At 59.3% G+C, this 14,922-nt stretch carries 9 protein-coding genes, 2 tRNA genes, 1 rRNA gene and 2 pseudogenes; 7 read left to right on the plus strand and 7 right to left on the minus strand.

Annotation, left to right across the window (positions count from 1 at the left end; translation table 11 throughout):
- Nucleotides 1–61: 61 nt before the first annotated feature.
- From ilvD to AUQ37_RS08035, 6 genes and pseudogenes are all read right to left on the minus strand, one after another.
- A pseudogene (gene ilvD / locus AUQ37_RS08010) lies at nucleotides 62–1,710 on the minus strand (dihydroxy-acid dehydratase).
- A gap of 158 nt (nucleotides 1,711–1,868) precedes the next feature.
- On the minus strand, nucleotides 1,869–2,183 hold the full coding sequence (gene rpsJ, locus AUQ37_RS08015; RefSeq protein ID WP_058748142.1) for a 30S ribosomal protein S10: 315 nt from the start codon (nucleotides 2,181–2,183) through the stop codon (nucleotides 1,869–1,871).
- 57 nt (nucleotides 2,184–2,240) lie between these two features.
- The gene (gene tuf / locus AUQ37_RS08020) at nucleotides 2,241–3,506 is read right to left on the minus strand and encodes a translation elongation factor EF-1 subunit alpha (protein WP_058748143.1); all 1,266 of its coding nucleotides are present in this window, start codon (nucleotides 3,504–3,506) and stop codon (nucleotides 2,241–2,243) included.
- A 97-nt stretch (nucleotides 3,507–3,603) separates the two neighbouring features.
- Nucleotides 3,604–5,814, minus strand: coding sequence for an elongation factor EF-2 (locus AUQ37_RS08025; RefSeq protein WP_058748144.1), 2,211 nt, complete (start codon nucleotides 5,812–5,814; stop codon nucleotides 3,604–3,606).
- 45 nt (nucleotides 5,815–5,859) lie between these two features.
- Nucleotides 5,860–6,504: a 30S ribosomal protein S7 gene (locus tag AUQ37_RS08030; protein ID WP_082662477.1), complete on the minus strand. Its 645-nt coding sequence runs from the start codon at nucleotides 6,502–6,504 to the stop codon at nucleotides 5,860–5,862.
- Between the two features lie 11 nt (nucleotides 6,505–6,515).
- A complete protein-coding gene (locus AUQ37_RS08035) occupies nucleotides 6,516–6,944 on the minus strand; it encodes a 30S ribosomal protein S12 (RefSeq protein WP_015504221.1) in 429 nt (142 codons plus the stop codon).
- A gap of 333 nt (nucleotides 6,945–7,277) precedes the next feature.
- On the opposite strand from AUQ37_RS08035, the pseudogene pyrG reads away from it, so the two are divergent.
- From pyrG to AUQ37_RS08060, 5 genes and pseudogenes are all read left to right on the plus strand, one after another.
- A pseudogene (gene pyrG / locus AUQ37_RS08040) lies at nucleotides 7,278–8,901 on the plus strand (glutamine hydrolyzing CTP synthase).
- Nucleotides 8,902–8,979: 78 nt separating this feature from the next.
- Nucleotides 8,980–9,615, plus strand: coding sequence for a translation initiation factor IF-2 subunit beta (locus tag AUQ37_RS08045; protein ID WP_058748145.1), 636 nt, complete (start codon nucleotides 8,980–8,982; stop codon nucleotides 9,613–9,615).
- Between the two features lie 3 nt (nucleotides 9,616–9,618).
- Entirely contained in the window at nucleotides 9,619–10,371 is a 753-nt protein-coding gene (locus AUQ37_RS11545; protein WP_058748146.1) for a hypothetical protein, read from the plus strand.
- Entirely contained in the window at nucleotides 10,287–10,853 is a 567-nt protein-coding gene (locus tag AUQ37_RS11550) for a TRAM domain-containing protein (RefSeq protein WP_201013875.1), read from the plus strand. Before AUQ37_RS11545 ends, AUQ37_RS11550 begins: the two co-directional genes overlap by 85 nt.
- Nucleotides 10,854–10,985: 132 nt before the next feature.
- Nucleotides 10,986–11,061, plus strand: a tRNA-Gln gene (locus AUQ37_RS08060).
- A gap of 369 nt (nucleotides 11,062–11,430) precedes the next feature.
- Here AUQ37_RS08060 and AUQ37_RS08065 read toward each other — a convergent pair.
- Nucleotides 11,431–12,895, minus strand: a 16S ribosomal RNA gene (locus AUQ37_RS08065).
- Nucleotides 12,896–13,491: 596 nt separating this feature from the next.
- Here AUQ37_RS08065 and AUQ37_RS08070 point away from each other — a divergent pair.
- Together AUQ37_RS08070 and AUQ37_RS08080 are read left to right on the plus strand one after the other, a co-directional pair.
- A tRNA-Ser gene (locus AUQ37_RS08070) sits at nucleotides 13,492–13,579 on the plus strand.
- Between the two features lie 854 nt (nucleotides 13,580–14,433).
- Complete coding sequence (locus AUQ37_RS08080) at nucleotides 14,434–14,889, plus strand: hypothetical protein (RefSeq protein ID WP_058748149.1); 456 nt, start codon at nucleotides 14,434–14,436, stop codon at nucleotides 14,887–14,889.
- The last annotated feature ends 33 nt before the right edge of the window (nucleotides 14,890–14,922 follow it).

The raw sequence follows: 14,922 nt of genomic DNA on the forward strand, positions 1-14,922 counted from the left end.
CAGTCCCGCGGACATATCGCGGGAAAAATAACGGCAGGGGAGAACCCCGCCGAAAAGTTTTTCAGTCTCCGAGGTAAGCGCCGCTCACTCCGTTGCTGACGAGCTTGCGGTACTTCTTCTGGACGCCGGTGACCGGCCTGTCCACGATCTTCACGGCCGCCAGGCGCGCCTTCATCTCCTCATCGGAGATGCGGGCGTTGAGCTTCCTGTTGGGAATGTCGATGTCGATGATGTCCCCGTCCCTCAGGGCGGCGATGGGGCCTTTCTCGTATGCCTCGGGCGATACGTGGCCGATCGCCCCTCCGCGGGTAGCGCCGGAGAACCTGCCGTCGGTGATGAGGGCAACGGACTCTCCCAGGCCCATTCCCTGGATGATGCTGGTGGGCGCGAGCATCTCGGGCATTCCGGGCGCTCCCTTGGGGCCCTCGTACCTGATGACGACACAGTCGCCAGCGACGATGCTGCCGGACTTGATGGCCTCGGTGGCGTCCTTCTCGGAGTCGAACACGCGGGCGCGTCCGGAGAAGACCATCATCTTGGGGCTGACGGCCGCCTGCTTGATGACGGATCCCAGCGGGGCGATGTTTCCCTTGAGGATGGCGATGCTCCCTGCTTGTGGTACGGGTTGTCCAGGGGCCTCAGGACGTTGGCGTCCTTCACCTCGGCCGCATCGGCGATCTCCAGGATTGACCTGCCGTTGACGGTGGGCGCGTCCTCCAGGTGGTCCCTCAGCCTCTTGAGGATGGCAGGGACTCCGCCGGCGTTGTCCAGGTCGCGGATGTGGAATTCCCCGGCGGGCCTGAGGCTCGTTATGTGGGGGATCTCCCTGGAGATCCTGTCGAACTCGGAGAGGTCTACGGGGCATCCGAACTCCTTGGAGATGGCCGGGATGTGGAGGGCGGTGTTGGTGGAGCCTCCGATGGCCATGTCCACGCAGATGGCGTTGCGGAAGGAGTGGATGTTCACGATGTCGCGGGGCTTGATGCCCTTGCGGACCAGCTCGACGATCTTCTTACCGGATTCCTTCGCGATCCTGAGCTTCTTCTCGTCCACGGCGAGGGAGGTCCCGCAGCCGGTGAGGGACATCCCGAGGGTCTCGGTGAGGCAGGCCATGGTGTTGGCGGTGAAGAGGCCGGAGCAGCTCCCAGGTCCGGGGCAGGCGGCGCACTCGACGGATTTCAGGTAATCTGCGCCCTCGGTGCCGACCTGCACCTGGCCGATCGCCTCGAAAACGGTCTGGAAATCCACGACGTTCCCTTTCAGGTTCCCGGCCTCCATGGCGCCGCCGGTGACAATCAGGGCGGGCACGTTCATCCTCCCGGCGGCCATCAGCATGCCGGGGGTGACCTTGTCGCAGTTGGAGACGCCGACCCAGCCGTCGAGGGCATGGCCTTCGACCATGACCTCGCAGCAGTCGGAGATGACCTCGCGGGAGATCAGGGAGTACCTCATCCCCTTGTGGCCCATGGCGATGCCGTCGCAGACCGCAGGGGTCCCGAAGACGAACGGGACGCCGCCGGCCTCCCTGATCCCCTCCTTGACGGCCTCGACGATCTTGTTGAGGTGTATATGACCGGGGACGATCTCGTTCCAGGAATCGGCGATCCCTATGAACGGCTTATCGAAATCGGCATCTCCGAGCCCGTCGGCGCGGAGAAGGCTTCTGGCAGGGGCAGCATCGATGCCCTGCTTGATGACATCGCTTCTCATGGTATCAGTGCGGCCTCTATGGCAACATCGATTAATAATTGACGTTGCACAGAAGCGATGATGAAAAGAAGGCTGTCGCCTTTCGGCGGCAACCCGTCCGGAGTCCATCAGGGGGCAGAAGCCCCTATGGAAAGGAAATGAATGGTTTTTAAGGGATTTCAGGCGCCGCGGAGAACGATCTCGATGTTGACGCCATCGGGAACCTGGATCCTCATGAGCTGCCTGAGAACGCGGTCATTCGCATCGAGGTCGATGAGCCTCTTGTGGATGCGCATTTCCCACCTGTCGTAGGTTTCGCTGCCCTCTCCGTCGGGAGACTTCCTGCAGGGGATCCTGAGCTTCTTGGTCGGCAGGGGAACAGGGCCGCGGATGGCCACTCCGGTCCTCTGGGAGATGCCCTTGATCTGGTTGCAGACAGAGTCGACCATAGCAGGGTCGGTGCCGCTGAGAGAGATTCTGGCACGCTGGGACATGGTATATTGCACCTTGGGGTTTGGGATTCGGGGAGGAGATCCTCCCCAAATCCGGAATCAAGCCTTCTCGACGGAGATGCAGACTCCGGCGGCGACGGTCTGTCCCATGTCACGGATCGCGAACCTGCCCAGAGGCGGGAACTCCTTGACGGGCTCCACGACGAGGGGCTTGGTGGGGACGATCTTGACGAAGGCGATGTCACCGTTCTTGATGTAGTCGGGGTGGTCGGCCTTGTGGGCTCCGGAGTGGGGGTCCACGGTGTACATGAGCTCCTCGAACTTGCACGCGACCTGAGCAGTGTGGCAGTGGAAGACGGGGGTGTATCCGACGGTGATGACCGAGGGGTGGTTCAGCACGACGACCTGAGCGATGAAGCTCTTGGCGACGGACGGAGGGTTGTCGACGGGACCGGCGACGTCTCCCCTCTTGATGTCGTTCTTGGCGACACCGCGGACGTTGAATCCGACGTTGTCTCCGGGGACGGCCTGGGGCAGGGACTCGTGGTGCTCCTCGATGGATTTGACCTCTCCCTTGACGTTGGAGGGCTCGAAGATGACGGTGGTGTTGGGCTTCAGGATTCCGGTCTCGACACGGCCGACGGGGACGGTTCCGACACCGGTGATGGTGTAGACGTCCTGGACGGGCAGCCTGAGGGGCTTCTCGGTGTGCTTCTCGGGGACCTTGAGGTCGTCGAGGGCCTGGAAGAGGGTCTTGCCCTTGTACCAGGGGGTGTTGGCCGAGAGGGTCTTCACGTTGTCGCCGCAGTAGGCGGACACGGGGATGAAGGGAATGGTCTCGGGCTTGACGCCGACGATCTTGAAGAGCTTGGACATGGCCTCGACGGTCTTGTCGTAGGCGGCCTTGTCGTACTTGACGGCGTCCATCTTGTTGACGGCGACGATGATCTGCCTGATTCCGAGGGTGGTGGCCAGGAAGACGTGCTCCTTGGTCTGGGCCTGAGGTCCCTCGACAGCGGAGCAGGTGATGATGGCCGCGTCCGCCTGGGAGGTTCCGGTGATCATGTTCTTGACGAAGTCACGGTGTCCGGGGGCGTCGATGACGGTGAAGTAGTACTTGTCGGTGTAGAACTTCTTGTGCGCCACATCGATAGTGACTCCCCTCTCCCTCTCTTCCTTGAGACCGTCCATGATCCAAGCGAAGTAGAAGGTTCCCTTTCCTTTCTCCTCAGCCTCTTTCTTGTATTTCTCAACGAGGTGAGGGTCGATGGCACCGGCCTCGAGGAGGATCCTCCCGGTGAGGGTGGACTTTCCGTGGTCGACATGCCCGATGATGACTAGGTTCATGTGCTCCTTTTCTGCCATTTCAATGTCTCCTTTCCAAACCCAGATAGGGTTACTTTTGGTCGATAAGGCTGTTTATATTAAAAGGTTTAGACCGAAGGACTCGGTCCGGGCCCGTTCAGAGCCCGGAGTAGTACTTCGCGTCGTAAGGCTCCGCGCTCAGGCCCTTCCTGGTCCTGATCTCGGTGACGACCTTGGACTGCAGGTCGGGGAACATCTCCTCGAACCCGGCGTTCTCGGTCGACCAGAGAGCGCGGCCCTGGGTGGCGCCCCTGATGTCGGAGGTGAAGCCGAACATGTCGGAAACGGGGCACTTGGCGCTGATCGTCGAGTCGGCTCCGTCCTGTCCCATCTCGAGGATGGTACCGCGGCGCTGGGTGATCATGCTGATGACCGCTCCGGTGTAGTCGGGGGGCACGCTGATGAAGACGTGCTGCATGGGCTCGAGCAGGACGCGGCCGGCCTCGCACATCGCACCGTAGATACCGTCCCTGACGGCGGGGATGATCTGAGCGGGTCCCCTGTGGATGGTATCCTCGTGGAGCTTGGCGTCGATGAGGACGACCTTCAGCCCGGAGCACTTCTCCGCGGCAAGGGGCCCCTTGGACATGGCCTCGTCGAACGCGTCGGCGACGAGCTCCATGGTCTCGTTCAGATACTGGATACCTTTGGTGGCGTCGATCAGCACGTTGTCGAACTTGAACTTCACGATGCCCTTGGCCTGGATGGGGTCGGACATGCCGAGGTCCATGACCTGCTTGGCGAGCGCCTTGGGGTCCTTGATCTTCGCGTCGGGGTCGATGTCGCCCTTGTGGATGGCGTCGCAGACTCCCTTCTCCAGCTTGGAGACGACGAAGGTGAACTTGTTGTGCTTGTTGGGCGACCTGCCCTCGAAGCCCTGGGGGTTCGTGCCCTTGACGCACTCCCTGTACACCACGATGGGCGGGGAGACGACGATGGGGACGCCCTGCTCGTTCTGGATCCTGTAGACAGTGATCTCCAGGTGGAGCTCTCCCATACCGGCGATGAGGTGCTCTCCGGTCTCCTGGTTGATCTCGATGGCCAGGGACGGGTCGGCCTTACCGATGGTCCTGAGGACCTCGACCAGCTTGGGCAGGTCCTTGGTGTCCTTGGCCTCGATGGCCTCGGTGACGACAGGCTCGGAGTAGTGGGCCATCTTCTCGAAGGGGGTGATGTCCTGCAGGCTGGACACAGTGGAACCGGCGATGGCGTCCTTGAGCCCGGTGACCGCGACGATGTTCCCCGCCATGGCGTCCTCGATGGGGATCCTGTCGGCGCCGACCATCAGGGCGACGGTCTGCACGCGCTGGGGCGCGGGCTGGCCGGCGACGTAGAGGGTCTGGCCTTTCAGGATGGTCCCGGAGAACAGCCTTCCGACGGCGACCTCTCCGGCATGCTTGTCCATGATGATCTTGGTAACCATGAAGACGACATCTCCGGAAGCATCGCAGTTGAGGAGCTCCTTCCCGACCTTGGACTCGAGGTCCCCTTTCCAGATGATGGGGATACGGATCTTCTGGGCGAGGGTCGGGGGCTGGATGTGCTCGATGGCCATCTGCAGGGCGACCTCGTGCAGGGGGATCTTCTTCGCGAGCTCTTTCTGGCCGCCTTCCTTGTTGCAGTAGTCGAAGATGTCCGAGAAGGTGATCCCGGTCTTCTTCATGTACGGAGCGGAGATGGCCCAGTTGTTGTACGCGGACCCGAACGCGACGGTGCCGTCCTGGATGCTGACCTGCCACTCCTTGTTGAGGGGGGCCGGGAGGTTCGCCTTGATCTTCTCGTTGAAGGTGGCGATGAGCTTGGAGAACCTCTGGATCATCATGTCCTTGGTGACCTGCTGCTCGACGATCATCCTGTCCACCTTGTTGATGAACAGCATGGGCCTGACCCTCTCTTTGAGGGCCTGCCTGATGACGGTCTCGGTCTGGGGCATGATACCCTCGACCGCGCAGCAGAGGATGTAGACACCGTCGAGGGCCCTCATGGCCCTGGTGACGTCTCCTCCGAAGTCCACGTGGCCGGGGGTGTCGATCAGGTTGATGAGATAGGACTTGCCGTTGTAGTGGTGGACCATCGATGCCGATGCGGCGTTGATGGTGATACCCCTGGCTGCCTCCTGCTCATCGTAATCGAGGACACGCTGCTTTCCTGCGAGGTCCTCGGACATCATACCGGCACCCGCGATGAGGTTGTCGGAGAAGGTGGTCTTGCCGTGGTCGATATGCGCTGCGGTCCCCAGGTTCCTGACGAACTCGGGGGTCTTCATGATGGTCGTCGCATACTTGACATTCTCTTCTTTACGTCCCATTCTCACACCTGATTAATCGTGTTGTTGTGCAGTTGCTCGGAGCGCTCATCTGGCAGACTGTGCCACGCGCTCGGATTCCTCTTTCTTAGCTACGGCGAACGAGGTCATGTCCCCGCGGGAGGCGAGCATGAGCTCGTCGGCAAGGCAGTCCTCGATGGATTTCTTGTTCTTCGCGGAGGCAGCGACGACTCCGGTCGCGATGTTCCTCAGCGCGATGTCGAGCCTCCTCTGGGGGGAGATGTCGACGGCCTTGGGCACGGAGATGCCTCCGAACTGCAGCCTGGTGACCTCCTCGCGGGGGGCGGCGTTCTCGATGGCCTCGACGAGGACCTGGACGGGGTTCTTCTTGGCCTTCTTCTCGATGATCTCGAAGGCATCCTCGACCGCCTTGTACGCCTTCATCTTCTTCCCGGTGTACTTCTCGGTCCTCATGATGTTGTTGATGAGCCTCTCGACGATGCTCAGCTTGGACTTGCCGAACCACATGTTGGCGTGCTTGCCTCCGGAGTGGGGGACGGCGGTCGAGTTGAGGTCGATGTACTTCGCGAGGCCGGCATCGCTGATGACGATCTCGGAGGTGTCGTATTTGCCGAACACGGGCGCGTGGGGCGCCGAGGGCTTCTGCTGCTCTTCGACAGGGACCTCAGCGGCCGCCTGCTGCTCCTGAACCTGGACTTCTTCATCTGCCATGATAGCACCTCTCATCTGGTGGGCTTCTGGACCCTGCCCCTGACCATCTCGTCCAGGGAGACGTTGTTGACCTTGATGACCTTGTAACGGACCCCGGGGATATCTCCGTAGGACCTTCCCATCCTTCCGCCGATACCCTCGACGAGGACCTCATCGTGCTCGTCGATGAAGTTGATGGCGCCGTCGCCGACCGCGAAAGCGGTGATCTGGCGTCCGTTCTTGATGAGCTGGACCTTGACGCACTTCCTGATGGCGGAGTTGGGCTGCTTGGCCTCGATACCGACCTTCTCCAGGACGATGCCGCGTCCCTGGGCGGAGCCCTCGAGCGGGTCCGATTTCTCCCTGAGCTTGAGCACCCTCTTCTTGTATCCCCTGTCGAGCCAGCGGAACTTCTGCCTGTCTGCCTGCATTTTCCTTGCAGTGAATAGACCGTTTCCCATAGTTGTTCACCAAACTTCGTTTTTCGCTCTGAGAGCGTGATGCCCCGTGCGTGAAAACAACTGTTTTCGATACGCGTGGCTAATCTGAGCGTCGCTATTAGTAGATTATATTTAATGGCTTGCAACCCAGGGGGCCCCTGCGGATGCTCCCGGCGGGGAAGCGCCTGCCGGGCCCCGGAGCGCCGGACCGGGGATGACGGCTCCGGACGGCCTGCGGCCGCTATACCCGCCATCGGCACGTCCTCAGGCTGAACAAACGGACAGCGGTTCGCCTTATCCTCAGACAAACGTTTAATAATAATCCCCGCGGTGGGAGTTTCCCGTTGATTTGAGATGAAGTTGATTTTCGTCAGCGGCGGAGTCATCTCCGGTTTGGGAAAGGGCATCACTGCCTCTTCTATTGGCCTCCTCCTGAAGTCCAGGGGGATCGCGGTCACGTCCATAAAGATCGACCCTTACCTGAACATCGATGCGGGCACCATGAACCCCTTCGAGCACGGCGAGGTGTTCGTGCTCGACGACGGCGGAGAGGTCGACCTGGACCTCGGAAACTATGAAAGGTTCATCGGCCTCCGCCTCGGGAAGGACCACAACATCACCACCGGCAAGGTCTACCGCACCGTCATCGAGAACGAGCGCGAGGGGAAGTACCTGGGCAAGACGGTGCAGATCATACCGCACATCACCGACGAGATCAAGCGCAGGATCACCGCGGCGGCCCGCTCCTCGGGGGCGGACGTCGCCATCGTCGAGCTCGGAGGCACCGTGGGCGACATCGAGTCGATGCCGTTCCTGGAGGCCGCGAGGCAGCTCGGCAGGGACCTGGGCAGAGAGGAGAACGTCCTCTTCATCCACACGACCCTCATCCCCATCATGGGCTCTGTCGGCGAGGAGAAGAGCAAGCCCACCCAGCATTCCGTCCGCGACCTCATGTCCGCGGGGATCAAGCCCGACATCATCGTGGGGCGCTGCTCACGCGAGCTGAGCCCGGCGGCCCGCTCCAAGATCGCCATGTTCTGCGATGTCGACGACCGCGCGGTCATCTCCTGCCCCGACGCCCGCTCGATCTACGAGGTCCCGCTGATCCTCGAGAGGCAGGGCGTGGCGGACTACATCGTCAGCAGGATGAAGCTCGCTCCGATGACGTCCGGCCGCCACATGGAGAAGTGGGAGGCCTTCCTCGGTCGCGTCCTCAACCCGACCTCCGAGGTGACCGTGGCCCTGGTCGGCAAGTACACCGCCCTCGCGGATGCTTACCTGAGCCAGCTGGAGGCCCTCTCCCACGCAGGTGCCGAGAGGAGCTGCCACGTGAAGGTGAAGTTCGTCGACAGCGACACCCTCCTGCACTGCGACCCCGCTTCCATCCTCGGAGAGGCGGACGGCATCCTCATCCCCGGAGGGTTCGGGGTGAGGGGAGTCGAGGGCAAGATCGCCGCGGCCAAGTTCGCCCGCGAGAACGGCATACCCTCCTGGGCGTGTGCCTCGGGTTCCAGGTGGCGACCATCGAGATCGCCCGCGACGTCATGGGCCTGGCCGATGCGGACTCCACGGAGTTCGCGCCGGACACCGGCAACCCCGTCATCTTCATCATGCCCGAGCAGGAGGGCGTGAAGCAGATGGGCGGCACCATGCGCCTGGGCGCCCAGACGGTGCTGGTGAAGGAAGGCTCCAAGGCCGCGGAGCTGTACGGGAAGACCGTCATCTCCGAGAGACACCGCCACCGCTACGAAGTAAACCCCAGCTACATCGATGCCTTCGAGAAGGCGGGATGGAAGTTCACCGGGCGCTCCGAGGACGGCTCCAAGATGGAGATCGGCGAGCTGCAGGGGCACCCGTACTTCGTCGCATCGCAGTTCCACCCCGAGTTCAAGTCCCGCCCCATGGAGCCTTCGCCGCTCCACCAGGCCTGGTGGATGCCGCCATGGAGCATGCCCGCGCCGTCCGCAGGAAAGGCTGAAGCATCGCCGCGCGCCATCGCGCGCACGTATACTTTATAAGAAGGGTCACGATAGCGAAAGCGTTAGAGGCGAGAAGAATGGGAGAAGAGGAAGATTACATGGCCATGCTCGACCGGGCGAAATCGCAGATCCCCGACGTCATCGAGCAGCACGAGAGGTTCGAACTCCCCGAGCTGGACATCATCCAGGAGGGGAAGATCACCATCTTCAGGAACTTCATCGACATCACCGACAAGATCAGGAGGGAGCCCCAGCACCTCCTCCAGTATCTCCTGAAGGAACTCGGTACCCCCGGCGACCTCGAGGGGCGCAGGGTTGTCTTCAAGGCGAAGATCGCACCCCAGCGCATCGACGAGAAGATCCGCGACTACACCGAGACGTACGTCATCTGCTCCGAGTGCGGCAGGCCCGACACCCACATCGAGAAGGAGGACAGGATGTCCATCCTCGTCTGCGAGGCGTGCGGCGCCAGAAGGCCCATCATGGTGAGGAAGGCCGCCAGGCCCGAGGATGCCAACACCCTCCGCTCCGGCGACATCATCGAGGTCACCATCAACGATGTGGGGAAGAAAGGCGACGGCGTCGGGAAGTACATGGACTACCTCGTCATCGTTCCCGGCACCAAGCGCGGGACCAGGGTCAACGTCAAGATCACCAACATCTCGGCGAAGACCGCATTCGGCCTCCCCACCACCGAACCCGTGAACCACTGAAGCATGAAGTACTTCGTCGAGTCGTACGGCTGCACGATGAACTACGGGGAGGGCGAAGAGCTCGCCGAGCGCCTGGACGGCCTCGGATACGGGCGCGCCCCCTCCGCCGATGCAGCCGATCTCGTCGTCCTCAACACCTGCACCGTAGTGGAGACCACGGAGAAGCGGATGATCAAGAGGATGAACGAGCTTAAGGCAGCCGGCAAGAAGGTCATCGTGACCGGCTGCATGGCCAAGGTTCAGGCCGGCAGGATCAATGTACGCCTGCCTGGGTCTCTTATAATACCCCCGGAGGACTACGGCAGGTTCGCCGATGAAGTCGCCGGGGCCTACGGGTGCGGCGAAGCCGTGACTTCCGAGCATATCGGCACCACGGCGATAATCCCTATAGCCCAGGGCTGCCGCGGCAACTGCACCTACTGCATCACCCGTTTCGCGCGGGGGACCCTGAAAAGCTATGAACCCACGGCCCTGAAGAAAAGGTTCTGCGACCTGCTGGACCGCGGAGCCAAGGAGATCCTGCTCACGGCCCAGGACACCGGATGCTACGGCAGGGACATCGGCACCGACCTCGGGGAATTGGTCAGGTCCCTGCTGGAAAAGGACGGAGACTACCGCATCCGCATCGGGATGATGAACCCCAACAGCCTGATGCCGGTTCTGACTCCGTCATGGACGTTTTCGAGGACCCGCGCGTCTACCGGTTCCTCCACATCCCAGTGCAGAGCGGCAGCGATGCCGTCCTGGAGAACATGAGGCGGCATTACACCTCGGAGGATTTCTTCAGCCTGGTCGGCAGGATAAGGGAACGCTGGCCGGACATGAGCATCGCCACCGATCTGATAGCCGGGTTCCCCGGCGAGAGCGAGGAGGACCACGAGGCCAGCATGGGCCTCATCAGGAAGCTGAGGGCCGACACGGTGAACATCACGCGTTTCTCCGCCAGGCCCGGCACTGAGGCGTTCTCTATGGAGCAGCTCAACGGGAGGATCCTCAAGGAAAGGTCCACCGAGCTCACGGCCGTCAAGAACGAGACCGAGAAGGACGTGAACTCGTCCATGGTCGGGAAGACATACTCCGCGCTCGTGAGCGAGAGGTCCGAAGACGGGTCCGTCATAGCCAGGACGGACAACTACCGCCCCATCGCCATACGCGAAGAGATCCCGCTGGGAACGTTCATCAGGGCGACGGTTACTGATGCCTTCCCTACATACCTGATAGGGAAGAGAGCTGACTGAGCCGATCCCTCAGTTTTTATTCTGAAGGCCTGCCTCCGCATGCCTTCTCCCGGAGATACCGGCGGTATATTGAAGCCGAATTCAGCCGATTATCGCTCATATTTTATACGGAGAATTGCTGGGTCGGATTACAGTCCTGTAGTGTAGCGGTCAATCATTCGGGCCTTTGGAGCCTGCGACCCCGGTTCGAATCCGGGCAGGACTACCACTCATTGTATTCTGACGGAGCCTGCATTGACCTGCGGTGTATTTTTCGCAGCTGACGATCGATGATCGGCGGCCGCAGAACGATTCGACCGCAGCGTATGCCGTCCGATGCCTTCTTGCCGGATAAGGACCTTATCGTGCAGCGAACATAGGCAGCAATGCAGAAAGCAGATGTCCGATGAAGAACGAAGAAAGACGGCTATGAAGACGTGTCTGAATCAAAGCAAAACAAAGATAGAAATGAAATGGCGTTCGATGCTACGTTTAGTGCGTGGTAAGCTGCCTAGGAACTGCCGAGAAAACCTTTACGATTTTCCTTGCAATTAATTCGCTATATGTGTGAGGGTTGGGCCGAAGCCCAACCCTGCGTAGGAGGTGATCCATCTGCAGGTTCCCCTACAGATACCTTGTTACGACTTAACCTCCCTTGCTGAATCTCAGCTCGAATACCCCAAAAAAGGCAGCCTCACTGAAACCCGACTCGGGTGGTTTGACGGGCGGTGTGTGCAAGGAGCAGGGGCATATTCACCGCGAGTTGTTGATTCGCGATTACTACGGAATCCAGCTTCGTGAGGGTGAGTTACAACCCTCAGTCCGAACTACGGACGGGTTTCGAGATTACCTTCACCTTTCGGTGTCGGAACTCATTGTCCCGCCCTTTGTAGCGCGCGTGTAGCCCAAGAGATTCAGGGCATACTGACCTACCGTTGACCTCTCCTTCCTCTGACTTAGCGCCAGCGGTCCCGATAATGTGCACCTGATCCGGAGATCAAGTTAGCAATTATAAGTGAGGGTCTTGTTCGTTATCTCACTTAAGAGAACGCTTTACAGTACGAACTGACGATGGCCATGCACCACTTCTCCAAGAATCGAGCAAAGTCATTAGCCTGGCTTTCATGTGATGGTCTCCCTTGGTGAGTTTTCCGGTGTTGAATCCAATTAAACCGCACGCTCCTCCCGTTGCGGTGCTCCCCCGCCAATTCCTTTAAGTTTCATCCTTGCGGACGTACTCCCCAAGTAGCAGACTTAACAACTTCTCTCCGGCACTGAATGCCCCCGTAGGGCCCCCAACACCAAGTCTGCAGCGTTTACACCCTAGACTACCGGGGTATCTAATCCCGTTTGCGACCTAGGGCTTCGTCCCTCACCGTCGGATTCGTTCTAGTAAGACGCCTTCGCCACCGGTGGTCCTCCAAGGATTACAGGATTTTACCCCTACCCCTGAAGTACCTCTTACCTCTCCCGATCCCAAGCCTGACGGTCTCCTCGGACTTCGGACTGTTAAGCAACCCGATTTACCCAAGGATCTATCAGACCGGCTACGAACGTTTTAGACTCAATAAAATCGACCACCACTCGGGCTGCGGGTATTACCGCGGCGGCTGGCACCCGTCTTACCCAGCCCTTATTCCTTCAGTTATCTACGCTGAAGAAAAGCTAACACAAAAGTGCTAGCACTAGGAATTCCCTCATCGGGCTTTCGCCCATTGTGAAGTTTTCGCGACTGCTGCGCCCCGTAGGGCCTGGATTCGTGTCTCAGAATCCAACTCTGGGCTCCCTCTCTCAAGGCCCATACCCGTAATAGGCTAGGGGGTACACTACACCCACTACTACCTGATAGGCCGCAGACCGATCCTAAAGCGCCGGAACTTTGAACCATAAGTCATTCCAGATCTCATGGTCTATGGGATATTATCCAGAGTTTCCCCTGATTATCTCCCACTTTAGGGCACATTGTCCACGTGTTACTGAGCAGTCCGCCGAGATTACTCTCTAGACTCGCATGTCTTAATCGAATTCCTATAGCGGTGGCCGCCGGCAGGATCAACCGGAGTCAAATCTTATTGACATCGTCATCAGATGAATGAAACTGAAACTGGCAGTTTACCACGTTTCACCTATGTCCCGTGACGGCACACTCTAAGAATGTCCGTTATTTCACGAGACATTCGTAGCATCGAACGTCAGAGTTCAAGAGTGCACTTCCGATCGCGGAAGGAGATCTTGACTCTCCACATACGAGAACAGATGTTTTGAGGTTCTGTTCCCGCGCATTCCCCTGTAAACAGAGGAAGTATTTAACCATTTCTTCCGGGATGTTTTTCAACAATCCGAAAGCACAGCACAGTGTCGAAACAGCTCATGAAAGCCGCTCCGATTGCGTCGTGTGAATCTCCTGATTCCGGGGCAGTATTTAATACTTCCGAGGAAGCAGTTCTTTCCCCTTCAAGCACCGGTGTTCCCGATGTTTCAAGGTAAACCCCACTAATTATGACTAATATAAATAGATTTTCATTGGTTCAAATGCGGACCCGTCTAAAATCATCCGACAATCCAGAATTAGCTGCTCTTCGATCGGAAAATGTCGCCGCCGGCGTAAAGCAGCAATCTGTCACATTTTAATAGGAATAACTGATATGCGCGACCGCAGGTGGAGGTGGCTCAGCCTGGTAAGGCGTCAGACTGCTAATCTGATGTCACTAAGTGACCCGGGGGTTCGAATCCCCCCCTCCACGCCATCTGCTTTTTGATATATTGCATTCGAAGAACAGCCGCTGATCACATATCTGTATTCATCGATAAGCCGCCCGCCGTCCGACACCTTTGCTTTGTCTTTTATTATACTATAGTATAGGCAAAAGGACACATGGCTGCGATGAGGCACACAGAGACCTATGCGGTCCGCTGCGGGAGAAATAAGACGGCTTCCCTCACCTGCTGCATCGAGATGCACTTCGTCGCGGAAGTTACGGAGCGCCGGAGGCCCGTGACATGCTGGCGGTTTTCGACAGCTGCGCGGGCGGATACTCCGAAGGTACAGGTATTGTCGCCTGACCTTCCCCGGCCCGAGGACGAAGACATCCGCCGCGTGAGCACCGTCACCGGGGCATCGCTGTCCGAGCTGAGGGACGGATCCTTGCCCAGAAAATCTGCTGCACCCGGATCCGCATACTGACAGACTTCTCCCCCGCCGTTGTATCCCGTCGGCTCCGATGATCATCCGCAGAACCGACGGGAATCCGTCCGAAAGGAATATCGGAAGACGAATGACCGAGGATACGGGAACATACTCAGTGTTCTCGGGTGGATTCCGACCCGTTCATGAACGGCGCCGGCTGCTGCCCCGGCCGCACCTGTGCCGGAAGGTACAGGCAGGCATAGGACAAGATGAAGAAGATGATCGACGGACGGCATTCCGATTAAGAGGTCCGCCCTCCTCGAAGAGAGCCGTGCGTCTGCATCGGATGGGGCCCCATTTCTATGTTGGGAAATGGTCATGGGTGGAAATCCGTGAATGAATTGTAATTACATTAATTCGACAGTGATATAGCGCGTTTTATATCGAACCGCCATATTACAGAGTTTGATTATCATGAGCGAGTTCGATAAACTTTGCAAAGAATTCGAGAAGATCGACCCTGCTACATACATCGCACTGCTGGCAGCTAAATCCAGGGACGTGCTTGCCGGGATGGCCGCAGTCACCGGAGACCTCGTATCCGCGGTCGAGTCCTATGTGGACATCGTCATGATGGCGGTCGCCTCCGACGGCAAGCTCTCCAAAGAGGAGTTCGCCCTCATCGCGCCCGGTCTTGCCGCAGCGGTCGGCCAGCCCATCACCTACGAAGATGCGAAGAAGATCATGAACAAGTCCAAATTGGACTCCAGGGACAATAAGGCCGCCGTTGACGCTCTCGTGGACCTCGTCGGGTCGGTCTCCCCCGAGATCAAGGATGACATCGTCATCCTCACCATGGTCATCTGCGCCGCAGACGGCAGGATCTCCGGCAAAGAGAAAGCCTGGATCAAACAGCTCATCCGCGAATGATTTCATTTTCAGGGGCCGGAGGACAGACCGTCC

It is taken from the genome of Candidatus Methanomethylophilus sp. 1R26 (assembly GCF_001481295.1).
In the GTDB taxonomy this organism is placed as follows: Archaea; Thermoplasmatota; Thermoplasmata; order Methanomassiliicoccales; family Methanomethylophilaceae; genus Methanomethylophilus.